This is a genomic window from Bacillus sp. 7894-2, assembly GCF_002272225.1.
In the GTDB taxonomy this organism is placed as follows: Bacteria; Bacillota; Bacilli; order Bacillales; family Cytobacillaceae; genus Cytobacillus.
The window spans coordinates 1-19,455 of record NZ_NPDG01000110.1 but is presented as its reverse complement, the minus strand read 5'-3'; the positions used below and the strand labels follow the sequence as shown (position 1 = coordinate 19,455).

The 19,455-nt window shown below is 42.8% G+C and carries 25 protein-coding genes; 5 read left to right on the top strand and 20 right to left on the bottom strand.

Annotated features, from left to right (window positions below):
• Window position 1: 1 nt before the first annotated feature.
• From CHI10_RS16595 to CHI10_RS16545, 11 genes are all read right to left on the bottom strand, one after another.
• Window positions 2-454 carry a GAF domain-containing protein gene (locus tag CHI10_RS16595; RefSeq protein WP_095245336.1) on the bottom strand — a complete coding sequence of 151 codons (453 nt, stop codon included), beginning with the start codon at window positions 452-454 and terminating at the stop codon, window positions 2-4.
• Window positions 444-1,097, bottom strand: a complete 654-nt coding sequence (locus CHI10_RS16590; protein WP_076259125.1) for a response regulator — start codon at window positions 1,095-1,097, stop codon at window positions 444-446. Before CHI10_RS16590 ends, CHI10_RS16595 begins: the two co-directional genes overlap by 11 nt.
• Window positions 1,098-1,187: 90 nt before the next feature.
• Entirely contained in the window at window positions 1,188-1,838 is a 651-nt protein-coding gene (locus tag CHI10_RS16585) for a sensor histidine kinase (protein ID WP_095245335.1), read from the bottom strand.
• Window positions 1,839-1,870: 32 nt separating this feature from the next.
• Window positions 1,871-3,376, bottom strand: coding sequence for a nitrate/nitrite transporter (locus CHI10_RS16580; RefSeq protein WP_095245368.1), 1,506 nt, complete (start codon window positions 3,374-3,376; stop codon window positions 1,871-1,873).
• Window positions 3,377-3,381: 5 nt separating this feature from the next.
• Window positions 3,382-3,657, bottom strand: coding sequence for a hypothetical protein (locus CHI10_RS16575; protein WP_095245334.1), 276 nt, complete (start codon window positions 3,655-3,657; stop codon window positions 3,382-3,384).
• The gene (locus tag CHI10_RS16570) at window positions 3,644-3,955 is read right to left on the bottom strand and encodes a hypothetical protein (RefSeq protein ID WP_076259117.1); all 312 of its coding nucleotides are present in this window, start codon (window positions 3,953-3,955) and stop codon (window positions 3,644-3,646) included. Before CHI10_RS16570 ends, CHI10_RS16575 begins: the two co-directional genes overlap by 14 nt.
• A gap of 5 nt (window positions 3,956-3,960) precedes the next feature.
• Window positions 3,961-4,152, bottom strand: a complete 192-nt coding sequence (locus tag CHI10_RS16565) for a hypothetical protein (protein ID WP_076259115.1) — start codon at window positions 4,150-4,152, stop codon at window positions 3,961-3,963.
• Window positions 4,142-4,666, bottom strand: coding sequence for a Rieske (2Fe-2S) protein (locus CHI10_RS16560; protein ID WP_076259112.1), 525 nt, complete (start codon window positions 4,664-4,666; stop codon window positions 4,142-4,144). Before CHI10_RS16560 ends, CHI10_RS16565 begins: the two co-directional genes overlap by 11 nt.
• 12 nt (window positions 4,667-4,678) lie before the next feature.
• Complete coding sequence (locus CHI10_RS16555; RefSeq protein WP_076259109.1) at window positions 4,679-5,239, bottom strand: 4Fe-4S dicluster domain-containing protein; 561 nt, start codon at window positions 5,237-5,239, stop codon at window positions 4,679-4,681.
• Window positions 5,240-7,408 carry a molybdopterin oxidoreductase family protein gene (locus tag CHI10_RS16550; RefSeq protein ID WP_095245333.1) on the bottom strand — a complete coding sequence of 723 codons (2,169 nt, stop codon included), beginning with the start codon at window positions 7,406-7,408 and terminating at the stop codon, window positions 5,240-5,242.
• On the bottom strand, window positions 7,395-8,477 hold the full coding sequence (locus CHI10_RS16545) for a hypothetical protein (protein WP_095245332.1): 1,083 nt from the start codon (window positions 8,475-8,477) through the stop codon (window positions 7,395-7,397). Before CHI10_RS16545 ends, CHI10_RS16550 begins: the two co-directional genes overlap by 14 nt.
• Before the next feature lie 190 nt (window positions 8,478-8,667).
• Here CHI10_RS16545 and CHI10_RS16540 point away from each other — a divergent pair, with 190 nt between their 5' ends.
• Complete coding sequence (locus CHI10_RS16540; protein WP_095245331.1) at window positions 8,668-8,925, top strand: hypothetical protein; 258 nt, start codon at window positions 8,668-8,670, stop codon at window positions 8,923-8,925.
• A gap of 43 nt (window positions 8,926-8,968) precedes the next feature.
• Here the strand turns inward: CHI10_RS16540 and CHI10_RS16535 are convergent, their stop codons facing one another.
• The gene (locus CHI10_RS16535; RefSeq protein ID WP_095245330.1) at window positions 8,969-9,301 is read right to left on the bottom strand and encodes a hydrolase; all 333 of its coding nucleotides are present in this window, start codon (window positions 9,299-9,301) and stop codon (window positions 8,969-8,971) included.
• A gap of 156 nt (window positions 9,302-9,457) precedes the next feature.
• On the opposite strand from CHI10_RS16535, the gene CHI10_RS16530 reads away from it, so the two are divergent.
• Window positions 9,458-9,970 carry a DUF3231 family protein gene (locus CHI10_RS16530; protein WP_095245329.1) on the top strand — a complete coding sequence of 171 codons (513 nt, stop codon included), beginning with the start codon at window positions 9,458-9,460 and terminating at the stop codon, window positions 9,968-9,970.
• Window positions 9,971-10,035: 65 nt separating this feature from the next.
• On the opposite strand, the gene CHI10_RS16525 is transcribed toward CHI10_RS16530, so the two are convergent.
• Together CHI10_RS16525 and CHI10_RS16520 are read right to left on the bottom strand one after the other, a co-directional pair.
• On the bottom strand, window positions 10,036-10,317 hold the full coding sequence (locus CHI10_RS16525; protein WP_095245328.1) for a hypothetical protein: 282 nt from the start codon (window positions 10,315-10,317) through the stop codon (window positions 10,036-10,038).
• Between the two features lie 437 nt (window positions 10,318-10,754).
• Window positions 10,755-12,878 carry a peptidoglycan D,D-transpeptidase FtsI family protein gene (locus CHI10_RS16520; RefSeq protein ID WP_095245327.1) on the bottom strand — a complete coding sequence of 708 codons (2,124 nt, stop codon included), beginning with the start codon at window positions 12,876-12,878 and terminating at the stop codon, window positions 10,755-10,757.
• A gap of 183 nt (window positions 12,879-13,061) precedes the next feature.
• Here CHI10_RS16520 and CHI10_RS16515 point away from each other — a divergent pair, with 183 nt between their 5' ends.
• Complete coding sequence (locus CHI10_RS16515; protein WP_095245326.1) at window positions 13,062-13,526, top strand: DinB family protein; 465 nt, start codon at window positions 13,062-13,064, stop codon at window positions 13,524-13,526.
• A gap of 33 nt (window positions 13,527-13,559) precedes the next feature.
• On the opposite strand, the gene CHI10_RS16510 is transcribed toward CHI10_RS16515, so the two are convergent.
• A complete protein-coding gene (locus CHI10_RS16510) occupies window positions 13,560-14,231 on the bottom strand; it encodes an SOS response-associated peptidase (RefSeq protein WP_095245325.1) in 672 nt (223 codons plus the stop codon).
• 98 nt (window positions 14,232-14,329) lie between these two features.
• Between CHI10_RS16510 and CHI10_RS22455 the strand changes: the two genes are divergently transcribed.
• Window positions 14,330-14,485, top strand: coding sequence for a PIN domain-containing protein (locus CHI10_RS22455; RefSeq protein ID WP_169799763.1), 156 nt, complete (start codon window positions 14,330-14,332; stop codon window positions 14,483-14,485).
• A gap of 191 nt (window positions 14,486-14,676) precedes the next feature.
• Window positions 14,677-15,273, top strand: coding sequence for a class I SAM-dependent methyltransferase (locus CHI10_RS16505; RefSeq protein WP_095245324.1), 597 nt, complete (start codon window positions 14,677-14,679; stop codon window positions 15,271-15,273).
• 36 nt (window positions 15,274-15,309) lie between these two features.
• Here CHI10_RS16505 and CHI10_RS16500 read toward each other — a convergent pair whose 3' ends face one another.
• The 5 genes from CHI10_RS16500 to CHI10_RS16480 form a co-directional block, all read right to left on the bottom strand.
• Window positions 15,310-16,059: a TPM domain-containing protein gene (locus CHI10_RS16500; protein ID WP_095245323.1), complete on the bottom strand. Its 750-nt coding sequence runs from the start codon at window positions 16,057-16,059 to the stop codon at window positions 15,310-15,312.
• The gene (locus CHI10_RS16495; RefSeq protein WP_095245322.1) at window positions 16,056-16,634 is read right to left on the bottom strand and encodes a LemA family protein; all 579 of its coding nucleotides are present in this window, start codon (window positions 16,632-16,634) and stop codon (window positions 16,056-16,058) included. The genes CHI10_RS16500 and CHI10_RS16495 overlap by 4 nt, the downstream gene beginning before the upstream one ends.
• 141 nt (window positions 16,635-16,775) lie before the next feature.
• Complete coding sequence (locus CHI10_RS16490; RefSeq protein WP_095245321.1) at window positions 16,776-17,768, bottom strand: aliphatic sulfonate ABC transporter substrate-binding protein; 993 nt, start codon at window positions 17,766-17,768, stop codon at window positions 16,776-16,778.
• Between the two features lie 16 nt (window positions 17,769-17,784).
• A complete protein-coding gene (locus CHI10_RS16485; RefSeq protein ID WP_095245320.1) occupies window positions 17,785-18,540 on the bottom strand; it encodes an ABC transporter permease in 756 nt (251 codons plus the stop codon).
• Window positions 18,524-19,312 (bottom strand): ABC transporter ATP-binding protein, encoded by a 789-nt coding sequence (locus CHI10_RS16480; RefSeq protein WP_095245319.1) that lies wholly within the window; start codon window positions 19,310-19,312, stop codon window positions 18,524-18,526. The genes CHI10_RS16485 and CHI10_RS16480 overlap by 17 nt, the downstream gene beginning before the upstream one ends.
• Window positions 19,313-19,455: the final 143 nt, after the last annotated feature.

Genomic DNA, 19,455 nt, shown 5'->3' with positions numbered 1-19,455 from the left:
TTTAACCATTCAGCTTTTTTTCAAGTGTCCTGGCAGCTTCCCTTGCAGCACTTTGCCTGCTCTCACTTACAGGCTGCCCCGAACGGTTCCCGATCAGGAGGACCCCCTTTGGGATCCCTTTAAAATGAATAGGAACAGCATAAGCATGCTTCAGTCCTTCAGCAAGCATAATTGGGTATTCTAATGCTTTTCCGGCAATATTATCGGGAAAGTTATCCACATACATCGGCCTTCCGGTTGAAATCACTTTCCCTGCAATGCCTTTGCCGTACCTAACTGTTATCCGCTTATATTTCTCGTTGCTGTTTCCTGCGGCATAATGCCATTTTACATCCGGGCCATCCGTATTCTGCAGTGCCAATCCAACAAAATCACATTCAAGCTCAGCCAGAACCTTCTCACAAGCCTGATCAATCCGGACGCTTCCGCCAGGACTGCACCCCTTATATTCCATAGCCAAGCAGCCCTTTCTTTAAGGCGTAAGAAACGAGCTCCGGCCTGGTTTTCATCTGAAGCTTTTCCATTAAATTACCTTTATGTGTTTCAACTGTCTTGACACTAATCACAAGCTGTTCAGCAATGTCCTTATTGGAAAACCCTTTGGCTATTAATGTAAGAACTTCTTTCTCCCTGTCGGAAAGAAGATTGAATGTATCGGTGTTCCCCTGCTTCACACTTCCGATATATTCTTCCATCAGCCTTTTGGTTGCAGAAGGATGCAAATACGCATTCCCGCTTGCAACAGACCGGATTGCTGCGAGCAGTTCATCATGGGGTGCACTCTTTAAAATACACCCGGAAGCGCCAGCTTGAATCGCCCTGAATAAGTATTCCTCATCATCATGCATGGTTAAAATGAGGATCGCTATTTCAGGCATTAGTTTTTTTAATTCTGAGGTTGCCGACATGCCATCTTTCCCGTGGGGCATGCTTAAATCCATGACAACCACATCCGGTTTTAATTCCAGTGCCTGCTGAATCCCCTCATTGCCTTCAGAAGCTTCACCAACCACCTGCATGTCATCATGGTTATTTAAAAGCATTTTCAAACCCATCCTGACCACCGCGTGGTCATCGCAAAGTAAAATATTGATCAAGCCCGCTCCCCCTTAGCATTTGTCCGTAAAAAAAATCTGAAATAGGCAACAAGGGAGCCGCAAAATGCAGATCCCTTGTTAAGTATAATCTTAGTATAACGGAAGGGTGATATCTATTGAAGTCCCTTCACCGATTTTTGAGCTGATGACGCATTTGCCGTTAATTAACAGCATTCTCTCCATCATGGCAGCAATGCCGGCTGAACTTTTCATCGCAGCATCTACATCAAAGCCCTTCCCCTTGTCTTTTATCATAATAGAAAGCTGTCCCGGCTCCCAACGAAGACTAATGCCTGCACTCATTGTATCAGCATACCTCGCTATGTTAGCCAGGGCTTCCTGGCAAACACGGAACAGTGTAATCCTTTCCCGTTCCCTGATTTGCACTTCCTTTCCCTCATTTTCAAGGTCAACGATGATACCATACGTGGAAGTGTATAATTTCAGATAACTTTTCAGAGCCGGCAAGAGACCGAGGGTTCCTAAAGCAGGGGGATGCAATTCCACAGCCAGAAGCCTGATTTCCTGAATTGTTTTTTCCATCATTTGTGCCATATCCCGAATATAGTCTTTCATCTCAGGCTGATCGACAGCTGTCTGAATGAACTGCATGCCTGTAAACAAACTGTAAAGCGTCTGCCCTACCCCTTCGTGAAGCTCAAGGGCAATGCGCTTAATTTCATCTTCCTGAGATTGAATAATATATGAACTGATATTTTTCTTTGCTGGCTGGGTTTCCATTTCATCCCTCCTCCTTTAATTATTTGCTTTATTTATGCTTTTTTCACCCGATGGCTGGAGATATCACTGAACATGCCTGCATATTGGACTACATCACCGGCATCATTTTTTATTGCACTGATGGTTAGCCACTGGAGATATTCTTCCCCATCCTTTCGGGAGTTCCATATTTCACCTTGCCAGAATCCATTTTTTTCGAGTGAAGTCCACAAGTCCTGGTAAAAGCCCTTAGACTGTCTTCCTGATTTAAGTACACTCGGATTTTTGCCGACTACTTCCTCTTCCGTATATCCGGTGATTTCTGTGAAGGCAGGGTTTACAGAGATGATTTTTCCGTTCTTATCCGTAATCAGAATACCTTCGATTGTATGATCAATAACCTGGCTCGCAATTTCCATCCTTCCCTGGTAATACATCCAAACAACCAGAATCAGGCTGGCAAGCGCGACCTGAGACAATGCCATAAAACCAATTGCATAATGCCCTGTAATGTTAAATAGGAGAGTCAAAAGCAGCGGAGGGAAAAATCCGCCCAGACCGCCCATTGCAGACACAATTCCATTTACGATACCGGCCTGCTTCTGGAAGTACATTGGCACAAGCTTAAATATGACCCCGTTACCAATTCCCGCTGATAGAGCAATGCTTAAGCATCCGAATGTATACCATGTGATTGAAGGAGATAGTGATAGTATCACCGCAGAAATGGTGTAGACGCCAAAAACAAACATCAGCAAAATTAAAGAATGAAAACGGTCAGCCAGCCAGCCGCCTATTGGTCTCATGGCTGTTGCTAGAACAATGAAACCTGCTGTTCTTAATCCTGCATCAACTTTATCAAGTTCAAAGTGGGCTACAAGGAAGTTTGGCAAATAAATAGTAAACGCCACAAATGATCCAAAGGTAATAAAATAGAATAAGCTCAAAAGCCAAAGTTTTTCATTTTTATAGACTCCTTTTATTTGCTCAAGAAGCGGAGTCTGTACCTTAACTTCTTTTTTATCTCCCAGTAAGAAGTTAGCCGCAATAAAAATCACCAGCAGAACAAGGTATATCTGTACAGTTAGGGACCATCCAAATTTTGTTGCAATAACAGGTGCTGCAAATGCAGTGATGGCTGTTCCAAGATTCCCTGCCCCGTAGATGCCATTGACAAACCCATGACGTTCCTTTGGGTAATACTTCGGAAGAGATGTAACCCCAACAGAGAATACCGCTCCTCCAAGGCCGAGGAATAATCCCCCGATAAGCAAATCAGTAATCGAATCTGCTATGCTGATATAATAGACTGGAAATAATAGAAGAATAAAGCTCAGCATAAAGATTACTCTGGCGCCAAACTGATTAGCATAATACCCCAAAGGTATGCGGAGCAGGGATCCGAGGATGACCGGAACAGCTGTTACAAGAGCAAGCTTATCGGATGGAATATTGATATCTTCCTTTATAAATGGCATAAGGGAGGATATCAGCACCCAAACCATAAACCCGGCCACTAAGTTTAACGTCTGCAATGGAAGCTGTATTTTTCTAATCACTTTGTTCACGCTCTCTTCTTAATTACATATTTTAATCCGGCTTCCTGATCGATTGCAGCCCACTGGGTCTCAGATGCTTCTACAGAGGAGGTCAGCGGGACCGCAAAAAAGTTCATTTTATCAAAATAAATCCGCAAGTGTGTTCCATCGGGACAAAGGCCGGTTTTTTCAATTATCTTAGGAACAAATGGTGCTTGGTCACTTCCATCTTCATCTAATATTGCCACCTGAACCTTCTCCAGGACAAATCCGTCCAGATCCTCTTTTTTAATGAGTTCCACAGCTTCCGCACCCTCTTTTGGCAGGATAAACATACATCTGGTACCCCTGAAGATATTTCCAGAAGGATTCTCCTGCATTTTCTTCTATATATTCAATGGTTTCCTCTTCCGATTGCCATTTGCTCATGCCTTTTACCTCTGCTACTACAATGTCCATGCCATCATGTGACTTTTCATCCAAGTACCAGTTTAGACGGACTCCCTTAAAAAGTTCTGAAAGGAGCTGATCAACTTCCGGAGCAAAATCTCCGGATCTTTCTCTTACAAAACAAAAGTCAAGATACGTTTCACTGTTCATATGAATCACGCCCTCATGTTAATCGTCTTTTTATAAGCGAATACAGCCAGGGGAAAAAGAACAATATTCAGCCCGCCAAAAATCAGTACATTTTCATAGTTTTCGTAATAATATTGGTGGACCATATATTGAGTAAAGACAATATTCATCATTAATATCGCTGCTAAAATAATGACTCCAAGGTATCTACGCTTCATAACGCTTCACCCTCACCGCATAAACTGCGCCATTCTCCACCTTAACCTGTATTTCCGGAAGCGGCCTTCTTGGAGGTCCCGCAGTCGGCGCACCAGTTGCCACATCGAACTTGCCGTGGTGGCAAGGGCAAATCATTTCACCCTGCTCCTTCACCCAGAATACCGGGCAGCGCAGATGTGTACACGCGTTCTGATAGGCCACATATTTGTTCTCTGATAAGCGGATTAATATTGCATCGTCATGATCTCCAGGAAACTTGAACTCCACTGCATCGCCGATTGGCAGCTTGCTTACTTCGGTTATTTTCTTATGAGGATATTCCTTTTCGCCAAGCCCCATCAATTCTTTGGCAGCTACCGCCCCCCAGGGAAGGGAGGAAACCGCAAATACACCGGCCGCACCCACCAAGGTTTTCATGAATCCCCGTCTATCCAGTTTTCTTTCATTATTCCGTTCGATATTATGCGTATAATTATCCTCATTAAAGGGAATCTTGTTATTCCTTTCAGACATCCCTAATCCCTCCTAAAACAGCTTTGTAATCCCCTGAAGGATTCCCGGCAGATTTACCTTTACGTTTGTTTCACCTTCAAGATATGGCATGCTTGTTACCCATTTGCCGTTATCAAGATTAAATTGCTTCTTTTTGTTTTCAATTTCTTCATCAGTCAGCCACTGCAAAGTATTGGATGGACATACACTCGCACACATTGGAGGAATACCATCTTTAGTCCGGTCAATACATAGATCGCATTTGTACATTATGTTCTGCTCTTGATCAAATTTCGGAATGCCATATGGGCAGGCAATGGTACAGTTCTGGCAGCCGATACACTTTTCGACAAGTGCAGATAATACAGCACCTGTCTCATGAATCTGAATAGCCTGGGCAGGACAGCTTCGAGCACATGCCGGATTTTCACAGTGAAGGCACATGAGAGGCATTGTCTGCCGGTTCACAAGAGGATTTACATCATACACATAGTTTCTGTTGCGCTCCTCGTGCCCCCCGCATTGTGTACATGCTGCCAGACAAGAACGGCATCCTATACAGTTTTCAAGTTCCAAATACAGCCTCTTTTTCATTTATTGCACCTTCTTTAATTCGACTTTTTCCAGCTGTGCAGCACATGCCTTGAATTCAGGCATACGGGATATTGGATCTAATGCCGCAATTGTTAATAGATTAATAGATTCTTCATGTCCAAAATGGTATGGAACAAAGACAGTATCCTTGCGGATGGCTTCGGTAATTTTGACTTTATAAATAGCCTCGCCTCTTCTTGTAAACAAGCGGACTCTTTCTTCATGTTCCATATTATATGTTGCTGCTGTTTCCGGATGGATTTCCACATATGGTTCCGGACACATATCATGCAGGAAAGGTATTCTTCTGGTCTGGTTGCCTGATAGATAATGATAAACTACCCGGCCAGTCGTTAAGCGAAGCGGATACTTTTCACATGGTTCTTCCGCTGGCGGACGGTACGGCAGGGCGCAAATCTTTGCTTTGCCATCCGGATGATAGAACTTTTTATCAAGGAACATATGTGGTGTTCCTTCATCTTTTTCGTCTTTACAAGGCCAGAAAACCCCGTCCTGCTTATCGATCTTATCCCATGTAGCACCATAATAATCAGCATAGCCGCCCTTAGTTGCAAGCCTGAACTCATCCGCAACATCTCTGGCTGTTTTCAGGTGAGAAAAATATTTTCCTCTGCCTAAGCGCTCAGCCAGCTCCACTTGAATCTTCCAGTCCGGCTTTGACTCACCTATAGGCTCCTGAGCTTTGTTGATTTTTATAATACGTCCTTCAATATTTGTTACGGTCCCTTCATCCTCTGACCAGGTAACGGATGGCAGGATCACATCTGCAAATTCAGCCGATTCAGAAAGATAGAAATCGGAGCAGACCATGAAGTCCAAGGCTTTAAATGCTTTCCTCACAAAATTTAGATTTGGTGCTGATACAGCCGGATTCGAACATAGAAGGTATAAACCGCGAATTGTTTTTTGCTCCATCAGCTCAATCATTTCATAGGCAGAAACACCAGGCTGCGGCATTTCTTCAGGTGTGATTCCCCAAACGCTGCATACTTCTTCAACATGTTTTGGATTTGTAATTTTCCGGTAGCCTGGAAGCAAATCTGACTTTTGCCCGTGCTCCCTTCCGCCCTGCCCATTTCCCTGTCCGGTGAAAGTGGCTACTCCGGCTTTTGGACGGCCGATCTTTCCAGTAACAAGCGCCATGTTGGTGTACGCGGAAACATTATCAACACCCTTATGCTGCTGTTCAACACCCCGTGCAAACATTACAACCGCATTTGGAGCTTTTCCGTATATTTCTGCAGCGCGTATGATTTTTTCCGGTGCTACACCAGTCAGCATGCTTGTATATTCAGGGGTGAATTCCTTGACCAGTTCCTTTGTTTCTTCAAAGCCGTTCGTATGCTTATTAATAAATTCTTCATCTATATGGCCCATTTCGATTAATTGATGTACAATCCCGTTTGCAAGTGCAAGGTCTGTTCCGGGCTGCAAATCAAGATGCAGGTCCGCCCTTCTCGCAATTGGCGTTTCGCGGGGATCCACCACAATGATATAACCGCCTCTTTCCTGAACGTTCCAAATACGGAACATGGAGGTTGGATGGCATTCAGCTGTATTGCTTCCGGCGATAAACAGGCAATCCGTTTCATGAATATCTGTCCAAGGCAATGTTGAGCCTCTATCTACTCCGAAAGAGCGAAGGAATCCGCCCGCTGCACTGGACATACAGAATCTGCCGTTATAGTCAATATAGCGCGTTCCCATAGCAACCCGTGCAAACTTGCCTGTCAGATAACACTTTTCATTTGTCATGGACACTCCGCTGAAGACGGAGAGTGAATCTTTTCCGTATTCTGTCTGAAGCTCTTTGAATTTTTTTGCGATTAAATCATATGCCTCATCCCAGCTTGCTTCACGGAACCCTTCTGCTGTTCCTTTCAAAGAAGCATCATCCCGGATCAGCGGCTTCAGCAGTCGGTCTTTGTGGTTGGTCTGCTGGTAGGCGGTAACCCCTTTCGGACACATTTTGCCGACAGTAACAGGCCAGTCATAACGGGGCTCAACCCCGATGATTTTATTTGTTTGTGTATTAACCCTCAAGTTCATTCCGCACTGCATCCCGCAATAACTGCAGTGTGTTTTTATCAACTTTTCATTCGGATGGTTTAAATTCTCAATTTCTTTAAAAAACTTATCCCTTTGCATTCTGGTTTGCCTCCTTGACCTTCACTTCATGAGTAGGGAATCCGGAAAATTGTGCAATCCGGTACTTTCTTCGGCAAGGGAGGCACATTTCTGCAAGATGATGCCCTTCCTTTGCTTTAAATTCTATAGTGTTCACGCCGAGTACATCGACGACATCTTTTGATTGTTCAATTGAAACGAACTGATCTCCGCAGACCTTGCATTCCTTCATGCCCTGTTCGGCATAATGTTCCCGGTAGTTTCTTGCCAAAACACTCATTGGCCGGAAAGGGATATGTGCAAGCTTTCCAAATGGCAGGTAAATCAGTGTAATGATAACTGACCATTGATGGATCAGTGACATTGCCGGCTGTCCCGCCCCGTGTAAAAAGATATTCATAAAGGTTAAAGCCAGCCCTGTTATGCTAACTAGCAGCAGCATATATAAAGGCAAGAAATCATACAGGAATTTCTGCTCTGCTCTGGCCTGCATATTTTTCAGGCGGCGGTAAAGCGCCATGCAAACACCGGCGATTACCATTACTGCTGTAATATTCAGTGCGTTATAAGAAAGGTTGGCGATAATGCCTTCCGCCGGGACAGTCATTACCTTCATGCCCATTGCAATTATGTTGTAATGGCCATTGTCATCCATCGTAAAATACATCCAGCCGAAAACGAGAGGGAATGTAACAAAGCAGGATAAGATACAGCCCCAGCCGATCAGCACGTGCTGAGTCCATCGGTAAATTCCCCTATTCCAGATAAAATTGTATGTTGCAAGATGCTCAACAGATGTCTTTGGTGTTGACTTTCTAAATAACAGTTTCAATCCTTTTTTCAAAATAAGCTTTGTTGGCGGCCTTTCACCCCAAGCAATGAATCTATAGAAAAATCCTCCAATGAACACTATAGTTCCGACCATATATCCGTACAGGTTTAAATCAACATGTGTAAACATTCTTGTGCCGATAAAAGAAAGAATGGCTAATGCTGTAACAGATAAAAACATTGACTTGGCAAAATGTGATGCAAACGCATTGTTTAGTGTGTTCCCTGATTTTTGATTGACTGCAGCTTTTGCCTGCATAATAACTCCTCCTCATTCACAAACAACTACCTTAACCTTATTGTAAAAGCAGGGTGAGTTTTTCCATATCGGGGAACTTCCCCATTCGGAGGGGAAAATTCCCCTATCTTTATATGCTGATAAATTTTATCATCGGGGAGAGGCTGGCTTCAGGAAGACATGTTATAATTAGAAAAAAGGAGTTGTTTATATGACTAAATCAGCGGCAAAGAAGTTACGCGACAAAGCAGTGCGTGAGGGGAAAAGGAACCCTGAATGCAACAGAAGTCCCTTTGTATTTACAGACATGCGTTCGAGGAAAACAAAAACAAAAAAAGACTATTTATATAGAAGTAAACATAAGAACCTCACTTCTGAAGAAAGCAGAAGAGATGGTTCTTTTTATTTTGAAGATTTGACGACTTCCTTTATTAAACCCTGCTTAGATTGCAGGCAAAATTCATATTAAAAAAGCGGCCTGTCCATGAAGAACAGCCGCTTTTTTTGCTTTTTTATTCAGTAATGTCTTTTTTTAATATTCCCATCTCTTCAATATTCCTCCGTGTTTCGTCATCACCCAGATCATAAATCATCTTATACATGCGTTGGATTGACGCATCATAATTATGATTTTGCGCCTTTTCTTTATCCTCCACGAATGGTACATGTGCAAGCTCAAATGTTTTCATATCCGCGTCATAATTTTTTTCGATATAATTGGCCAGCTCCTTCATTTCCTGGTCATCAGCATAAATTTTAAACTGCCATTCAGCTGCTTCAACAGGTTCTGCGTAAACTTGCGCATTTTCAATATCTATATAATATGATTTTTTTGTTTGGTCCATAGTAATCATCTCCTCTGCTTTTATACGGTATTTACCACAAATAGACGAAGTTTAATCATTTAATATTCATTACATTTCTAGGCTCCTGATGGGCATGATATAGCTGTGCATTATAAGGAAGGTGGCACAATCATGAACTTTCTCAGGAGGTATACTATGGGTATTTTAAGCGGAAATCCAAAAGACGAGCCTATGCATTATGGTGAAGTTTTTAGCACATGGTCTTACTTGCTCGCAGGAAAAGGAATGGCCTCGGCATACCAGACAATGGTAAGTCACTCTGGAGATGAGGACTTAAAGAAAATGCTTCAGGAAGCTATTCGCCTCTGCAAGCAGGAGGAAGAGGAGATCGAAGCGATGTTAAAGGAAAACGGGATTGGTCTTCCTCCCACACCCCCCGACAGACCTGATGCTTGTGTAAACGATATTCCTGCAGGTGCCAGATTTATGGATCCTGAAGTAGCTGCAAAATTAGCAGGTGATCTGGCAGCAGGATTAGTTGGCTGCAGTACAATTATGGGTCAATGTATCCGTGAAGATATTGCAGGCATGTTTGGCCAATTTCATACTCAGAAAGCCGCTTTAGGCATAAAGGTTCTTCGCATGAACAAAGAAAAAGGATGGCTGATTCCTCCGCCGCTTCATCTTCACAAATCAGATAATTGCTAAAGGTTTGCTTTAAGTACCTTTAATAAAGGAAAAGCCTTAGTCCGCAATGGACTAAGGCTTTTGACTTACTCGGAATATTTGCTTTCACTGGAATCAGGGGAGACCATGCCTCCTGCACCGCTGGAATTGATATCAGGTTCTGCTCCTTCAGGCTGGGATGGCAGGACCTTATTTTTCTTTTGATTTGGAAGGCCGGAATTCTCCTTTAAATATTGATCATTTTCCATGATCGTAACTACTTTAAATCCTGTGCCTTCGAGATGGCTCTTCAATTGATCAAATGCTTTGGTTTGATTATTAGTTAATTCCTTATCATCATATTGCAGTTCTACATTTATGGTTTTCATTTGTTGGACCTCCTTTTTATCCTATTTTCCCGAATGCCCTTTCATTAAACTACACAGATCCTTTGAGAAGCAGAAGTTTATTTCTTTAATAATAGGTTATTTAAGAAAACAACCAGTACAAGATAAGCCAGGAGAATACATGGGTTATTTTTCCATCAACATCATTATCTCTACATTCTTGAATATAAATAAATTGTATGCGATCAAACGAAAGGAGCAGAAGCATGTGGTTCTGGTTTCTGGTAATCCCTATTATAATCCTAGCTATTCTGGAAGAAACGATTCAATTCATGGTTAATCGCAAGGTCTTTGGAAAAAATGACAAACCGATTTTGATAAAAGATAAATTAAAACACTTTAAAAATAAATTCTGGTTTAAAAAAAGCCAATCCGGGTAAGGAAAGGCTTTTTGTCCTGCCGTCTGAGGCCAAAAAATATTAGGTTTCTTCTGTTTCTGAACCTTCTTCGGCGGGCTTCTCCTGTTCTGCACCTGCCCCCTTTTTCTTCAGCTCGAAATAGACATCTAAAACTTTTCTGCCAATTTCATAATTGGCTGTATGCCCGCTTCTTCCCTGGTAGGCCCACGGGACAATGACAGACATGGCGATTTCCGGATTATTATGCGGTGCATAGGCAACAAGGCTCAAGTTCATTACATCTATTAATTTATCTCCCTTCTTTTTGAGCGGGCCGTCATAAAATGCTTCCGCTGTACCTGTTTTTCCTGCCGGAGAATATGGGGCATCCGCGAATCTTCTATAGGCAGTGCCTTCAGGATGCTGCATTACCTGTCTTAGTCCCTCTTTGACAGTGTTTAATTCTCTTTCGCTTACATCTATTGTATTTAAGACAGTCGGCTGAATATCCTTCCAGATTGGCCCCAGTTTCTCCTGCTCTGCGCCCGGCTCGCGGATTTCTTTAACAAGGCGCGGCTGAATGCGGTAGCCTCCATTGGCAATCGTTGATATATATTGGGCCATTTGCATCGGAGTATAGGTATCATACTGTCCGATTGCAAGGTCTAATAAAAAGCCCGGCAGTCTGAGGGGGCCCTTATAGCCTATTGCCTCATTTGGCAAATCAATGCCAGTTCTGACACCAAGGCCAAATTGGCCGAAGGATTCTCTCATATCTTCAAACGCATTAGGATTTTTAAATCCAAGAGGCTGATCATAAGCATAGCGGGCATCCGCAATTTCAACGGCAGTTTTGAACATATATACGTTTGAGGAGATACGCAGTGCCCTTGTTTCGTTCATGATAGCCTGAAAGTTAAACCAGGATTTTTTCACCTGCGGAGTTCCTGCAATTTTCATCGGTGCATCTAAAAAGGTCGTTCCGGGTGTAATTGCACCCGTTTTATAGCCTGTTAAAACAGTTGCCCCTTTTACAGAGGATCCTACATTGTAAGAAGATGAAATCGTCCCCAGCGCATAATCCTGCAGAACGGTTTTTCCATTATCATCTTTGCCAATCATCTTTCCAGCCATTGTCAGAACTTCACCTGTATGCGGGCTCATTAGGACGACAAACGCACGATCCATTAAATAAGTCCCCCGGGTTCGCTTAGCAGCCCAAATTTCATCTTCCAAAACTTTTTCCACAGCCTTCTGAAGGTCCATATCAATCGTCAGGACAAGATCCTTGCCTCTTTGGCCTTCAGAAACCAATTCACTTCCGAGAATTTCCCCTTTTTTCGTAATAAGCTTTTCCTTTGATTTCTGGCCATGCAGTACATCTTCATATTGCATTTCCAGATAGCTCTTTCCAACACGTTCATTTCTGCTGTAATCTCTGGCCAGAAAATAATCAAGCCGCTCCTGCGGCAGCCCTTCACCGGAATCCGTAACCTTCCCAAGCACTGTCTGGAGCGTACTGTCAAAAGCATAAGTCCGGTCCCAGTCAGTGGTTGTATTGACACCTGGAAGATATTGAAGATTCTCGCTTACTGCTGCATATTCTTTTTGTGATACACCTTCATTCTTAACAATTTGCGGTGTCATCGCATAGCCGCTTGTAAATTCACGATAGATTGCCAGCACTTCCAAGTCCTGCTTGCTCAGCTGCTTCAGGTCTTCTTCTGTGATTCTTTTTAGCTGCATCTTATAAATTTGCTTATCATCCAGTTTTTTTTCTTTAAAAAGCTTCCATTCCTTATCAGTTATTTTTTCCCGTGCAGCTTCCGGGTTTTTCAAGATCCAATGATCCTTCTTATCCCGATCGGTCACCTTATCGGTCTTTTTATCTATCAGAACAGCCAGCCGCTCTGCCACTTGAAGCATCTCATCCTGTTTTGCATTGCGGTTGGTATATGTAATCGCACTCTTTGGGATATTATCCACGATAACCTGATGGTTCCGGTCCAGCATCCTTCCCCTTGGAACCGGATTCGATACGATGACATCTTCCGTCCTGTCTACTTCCTTTTTGTATGTCTCGCCATTTACAATCTGTACTACACCAAGCCTTAATATTAATGCTGAAAATAATACAAAAACAGAGAAAAACAATAAATTAACCCTAAAAGGCACATGGCTTTTCTTTTTCTTCTTCTTCCCCATATTTGAATCTCCCCCTCTATGAACAATATGTCTGTAATTGAGATTCTTCCAGATCCTACCCTGTTAAATAATTCCACAAAATTCGCAGGATTCCTGCCAGCTAGAAACTTTTTGCAATATAAAGGGATTTACAGAGGTTAAGTGGAAATGTTATTCTGATTATCTTTTTAGGAGGGAATTAATATGGAAAGAGCACAAAAATATCTAAGCTATTTTTTATCACATAGAAAGGTGACCAATGAACTGATCAGGAAGATTGATGAAAAAAACTTTTATTATAAACCAACTGAAACAAGCATGCCTGCCGGCAAACTTGTTACACATATGCTCACTTCCTTTTATATGTTTGCCAAAACAGTAAAAGACGGCAGCCCGGCAGTGTTTGGCGAAAAGTTGGATGAAGTTGCGCCCAGCCTGACTGAGGCAGCTGAAAAATTTACAGAGAAAACAATTGAAGTAATTTCATCCTTAACCAGTGAGGAATTGGAAAGAAAAATTGATATGACGGGAATTTTCGGAATGGAACTTACCGGCACCCAGCTGCTCCAGATTGCAATGGATCATGAAATTCACCATAAAGGGAACCTGTTTGTTTATGTACGGGAAATGGGACATACGGAGCTTCCGATGTTTGTGAGCAGAGGGTAATAAAAAAAGACGGACGCATAGCCCGTCCGTTTTTTATAGGCTATTAAGTGGTGAAATCAATTCTGCCAGTTCATTTTTGGGTGAATTTACTTTGGCTGATACCGGATATTTTTCCATTTTTTCAGCCGGGTACGGTTCAAGCAAGGACTTTAGATATTCAGTGTCATGAAAACGGGGATTCAGCCAATCCTCAAAATCATTTTCCTTTAGGATGACCGGCATCCTGTCATGAACTTCTTCTGTTACTTCATTAGGCCCCGTTGTTATGATTGTACAGGTTAATAAAGGAGTTTTGCCTTTATTCCATATATCCCAAATCCCTGCAAAAGCGAAAGGCTGTTCGTCTTTCATAATAAACCTGTAAGGCTGCTTTCCTTCTTCGGTTTTCTTCCATTCATAAAATCCATCTGCCAGGATTAAGCATCTTTTGCTTCTAAAGGGAGCCTTAAAGCTTGGTTTCGAGTCGATGCCCTCAGCTCTGGCGTTTATCATTTTGCAACCTATTTTTTCATCCTTCGCCCAGAAAGGAACCAGTCCCCATTTCATCTGTCTGCCGATCCGCTGCTTGCCGTCAGCAGTGACTGTTAAAATATTCTGGCTGGGAGCAATATTATATCTGGGCATAACCTCACCTTCTGCATATTCAAACCCATAAAGCAGCTGAAGTTTATGAATTGTTTCCGTTAAAGTAAACCTGCCGCACACGATAATCACCTCTTTCAGTAAATTTCAATATATTGTTCATCTATTCCCGGTTATAGCGCATATTAAGACTGTCAGCTATTTTAAGGGAGGAAAGAAATATGACAAAACAAGGCAGACAAAATCCAAATCAAACAAGAGCCCAAATTGAAAAACAGGATAAGCGAAATGATGTTGAACTCGGAAGCGAGTTTCAGGCGGGAAACAATAAATCACAAAGCCAGAAAAAAAGCGGGAAACAAATTAATAAGAAATAACTAAGATGAAATCCCCCAATTTAAGGGGGATTTTTTAGTAATTGATCTTCGCGATAAATCACCGGACTTCCTCCTATCATAATTCATAATAGTACCTTTACCAGTTAAAAAATATCTATCCATTTTACGGAATAGGTTTAGAAACCCTATAAAGAGACTAAATATAAGTATTAAACTCCGAGGTGAGAGACATGTTCGATATTTTAGGAAAACAATTTGAAAAGCCTGAAGGATTACTGGGAAAGCTTGCGGGGAAAATTATGTACTTTGAAAACCGCAAGATTAACAAATGGACTATTGAACAATTACAGATAAATCGCAGAGACTCCATTTTAGAGGTTGGCTTTGGCCCCGGCTACAGCATAAAACATATAATGGATCACTGGCGCCATGCAGAAACGGATGGAGTCGATGTATCAGAAGATATGAAAGCTGCTGCAGCCAAACTGAATGATGACTATATCCAGCAGGGAAAAGTCCGATTGTTCGTAAAAGATATCCACGATTACTTCCCGGATAAAAAATATAATAAAATCTTTTCAGTCAACAATTATCCACTCTGGACAAAACCTAGAGAATCCCTTCAGCACCTGCATGGGATGCTTGAGAAAGACGGAGTAATTGCCATCACGGTCCAGCCGAGAGAAGAAGGAGCAGATGAAACCATAACCAAAAACCTTGGGCAGGTAATCAAAGCTGATATGGAGGCTGCAGGATTCCATTCCATTTCCATATCATATAAAGAGGCCCGGCCCGTTTTAACCGTGTGTGTAACTGGAATTAAGTAATAGAAAAGAGCGGGAATGCCCCCGCTCTTCTTTGTTTCACCAGCCCCGGCTCGCTCCTCCGCCGCCTGATGAGCCGCCTCCGCCTCCCCGCGGACCGCCGCCTCCTCTTCCTCCGCCTCCCCCTCTTGAGAGAATGGAAAGTATGGCATATGAAAAGGCTCCGCCAAAGAATTTTATATCAAGAAACAGCAAACCGACAGCAATGATAATCAGCAGCCAGGACGGGATGCCAATGCCTTCATCCTTTGACCCGGCACCCGCATAATCACCGCTCTTCCCTAAGTTCACTTCTTCACCTGCAGCCTCCTGTAAAAGCACTTTATAGGTTTCAATTACCGCTCTGCCCGGCTGGCCATCCTGGAGATATGGAATGGTAACCTGATCAAGAATCCGGCCTGCTTTTCCATCTGGAATCCGGCCTTCAAGCCCATATCCAACCTCAATGCGCACCTTCCGATCCTGCATGGCCACAACTAGTAAGACACCATTATTCTCAGCAGCACTGCCAATGCCATATGCCCGAAAAGCTTCATTTGCATATTCTTCAATCGGCCTGTCGCCAATTGTATCAACGGTTAGCACTGCCACCTGTGCAGTTGTCTGATCCTCCAATTGTCTCCCCAGGTTAATCAGCTCAGATTTTTCCCGTTCATTTAGAACTCCTGCAAAATCCTGAACATAAATATCTCCAGCAGGCTGGGGGATGGATTCATCTGCATTGACTGAGAATGCACCCATTAATAAATTTATTAAAAGAAGGGTCAAAAAGACCCTGCGGATGATCATTCTCCATTGCCTCCAAAGTCAACGTCAGGTGCTTCATTCGCCAGAGGATCCGCCCTGAAATATTCTTTCTCATCAAAGCCTGTAATCCCGGCTACAATTGCACCCGGAAACCTTTTTACTTTTTTGTTATATATAGAAACCTGGGCATTATAATCTTTTCGGGCAACCGAAATCCGGTTTTCCGTACCGGCAAGCTCGTCCATTAATTGGGTGAACTGCTTATCCGCCTTCAGGTTGGGATAGTTTTCGACTACTACAAGCAGCCGGCTCAGAGCGCCTGACAGTTCTGCATTTGCTGCTGCTTCCTCTTCAGGCGAACGGGCTCCCGCCAATCTGGCACGTGCATCTGATACCGCCTGAATGGTCTCCTTCTCATGTGCAGCATACCCCTTTACCGTATTTACCAGATTAGGAATCAAATCCAGTCTTCGCTGCAGCTGGTTCTCAATTTGAGAATATGCCTGATCCACATTTTCCTCAGCACTGACAAATCCATTATAGCTGGACATCAGCATTATACCTGCTATGACTACTGCCGCAATCACGGCAATTATAACTCCCATACCTTTTTTCATTTTTAGCCACTCCTGTTTCTATGTTGTTTTTGTCACTTGCATGGTATTTTTCCTTTTTTGGGTGAAAGTTAAACCAGGAGATTCCTTTCCCTTAAAACATATGAAAAACCGGAACCCATCCAGGCTCCGGTCCAAATATGTTTATTTAATAAAGTTCTTTGCAATCAGTTCACTGAATTCCGGTTTATCCTTCAGGAATTTTAACGTGTAGGATGAATCTGCAAATTCCTGGATTGTTTCTGCATTTACATCATAAGTGAACCCAATTCTTTCCCAGGCGCGGTCTACGACTTCTTTTTCCAGCTCCTGCCCGGTCACTTCTTTAATGTCTTTGATTGTAATGGCTTTTGCTTCTTCAGGATTTTCTTCGATAAATTTCACAGCATCTTTATGTGCATCAACAATTTTCTGTACCTTTTCCGGACTGCTCTTCACTGCGTCGCCCGTTGCAACTAATACGGATGCCGGAAGTGTTTCACCGAAGGAGACCTCATCCCATCCGATTACCACTTCTGCATTTGTTTCCTGTTCGATGACTGCTGCCCATGGTTCCGGAGCAACTGCAATATCGACTTTACCTGTTTTCAGCATGCTTGCATATTGTGCCGGGTTGCCTGTTAAATGCTTCATGGTACCGCCGATGCGTGCTGACGTGATGCCGGCTTCTTCAAGATAGGTTTCGTACTGGACATCATGTGTGCAGCCTACACCAGGCGTGATGAATGTTTTCCCCTGAAAATCTTCCAGTGAGTTGATTTTTACCCCTTCCCTGGCAAGGACAACGGTTCCCCCAGTTGAAGCACCTGCGATAATTTTTACATCTGCTCCGGTTGAGAAATTGTTCATGGCTGGCCCGGGTCCTACCAGACCTGCATCAATGTCGCCTGTTTTCAAAGCTGTCATGAAAGAACCGCCTTCAGCAAATGTCTTATATTCTACTTTCGTTCCATCGCCAAGCTGTTTTTCAAAAAATCCTTGATCTTTCGCAACCATTGCCGGCACATGATTGATATTAGGAAAATAACCGATGACAATCTTGTCTTCCTTACCGCTGCTCTTCTCTGATGATCCGCAGCCGGCAAGCAGCCCGGTAAACATAAACAATACAGCAACCCATAAAAACGCCTTTTTCATGAATATCCCTCCAGATTTAAGACTCTAATCCCCATTTTTTAATAACAGATTTTTCAATGCGCTGGAATATGAATTGGTCAACAATCATTCCGATTGCTCCAATAATAATCATGACACCGATTACGATGTCCATTCTTCCAAAGTCTGAAGCATATCGAAGTGTGTAGCCCAATCCTGGTCCTGTGCTTAAAAGCTCACCAGCCATCAGGGCGCGCCAGGCAAATGCCCAGGCAAGGCGGGAGCCGGTTACTACGTAAGGAATGGATGCCGGAAAAATGACACGTGTGAATAAATCTATTCCAGTCGCACCCATTGTCTGGGCTGCTTTGATATATAAGGGTGAAACATTTTTAATCCCTGTTCTCATATTAAGAGCCATAACAAATGTACCGCCGAGTATGGTCACAAAAATAACTGCCTTCTCATTTAAGCCGAACCACATAATCGCGAGGGGCAGCCAGACGATGCTTGGTACACTTTGCAAAGCGAGAATGACAGCTCCCAGGGTTTCATCAGCCGTTTTGGATTTCCCTAAAAGAATTCCAATCAGAGTACCAATAATAAGGCTGATTGTTAAACCGACTGCAAGCCGCTTAAAGCTTGCGATTAAATCATAGATTAATGTTTTATCCTGAAACCCTTCAACAAGAGCATTGAATACACTGGACAGGGAAGGGAAAATCAGAGGATGCCAGAGCTCAAGCCGTGATCCAATTTCCCAGAATGCAATGATGGCTGCAAAAAATATGATCCGTTTAATGGCTGTTTGCATATTGGAGCTCCTCACTGACAACTTTATCAATTTCCTTTTTCAGGTATTTCATAATATGGTCTTCAATTTCAAGCATTTCTTTTTTGTGGTCCTCCCGTGGTCTGGGAATATCAACGATTATGTCCTGTAAAATGATTCCCGGCTTTGTACCCATTACAATGATCCGATCCGACAGTTTTATAGATTCTGAGATGCTGTGAGTAACAAAAAGAATCGTTTTCTTCGTCTCAGTCCAAATGTTCTCCAGCTGTCCGTGCAATCGTGAACGGGTCTGTTCATCAAGAGCTCCGAATGGTTCATCCATCAGTAGTGTTTCAGGGTTCATGGCAAGTGCTCTTGCGATTGCTACCCTCTGCTGCATTCCTCCTGAAAGCTCATGAGGATAATGGGATAGATATTTTCCCAGCTGAACCATTTGCAGATACTTCAGTGCCGTTTCCTCTGCATCCTTTTTCTTCATTTCTTTTTTCAGGGGAAATGTGACATTTTCTATGACTGTCAGCCACGGGAATAAAGCTGCCTGCTGGAAAACCATTCCCCTGTCTTTCCCGGGTTTTGTTATGGTTTTTCCATCGATTTGAATGTTGCCTGAAGTTGTTTTAGTCAGCCCTGCAACAATTGATAGAAGCGTTGACTTTCCGCATCCTGAAGGGCCTAAAATGGAGACAAATTGCCCTTTTTCAACCGATAGATTAATATCTTTCAGGACGTCAACGGGCCGATTCTCTTTATCGTTATATTGTTTATTTACATCGTTTATCTCAATGAACATTCAAAATCACCTATTCCTATAAATCTCATTAATTTACTCGGATTACTTGTAATTATAATGTATTCACTTTGCATGTCAACCTTTACAACAAATATTTTTAAAAATGGGCATAATCAAATAAAGTGAAACTTCAATCAGTGGGA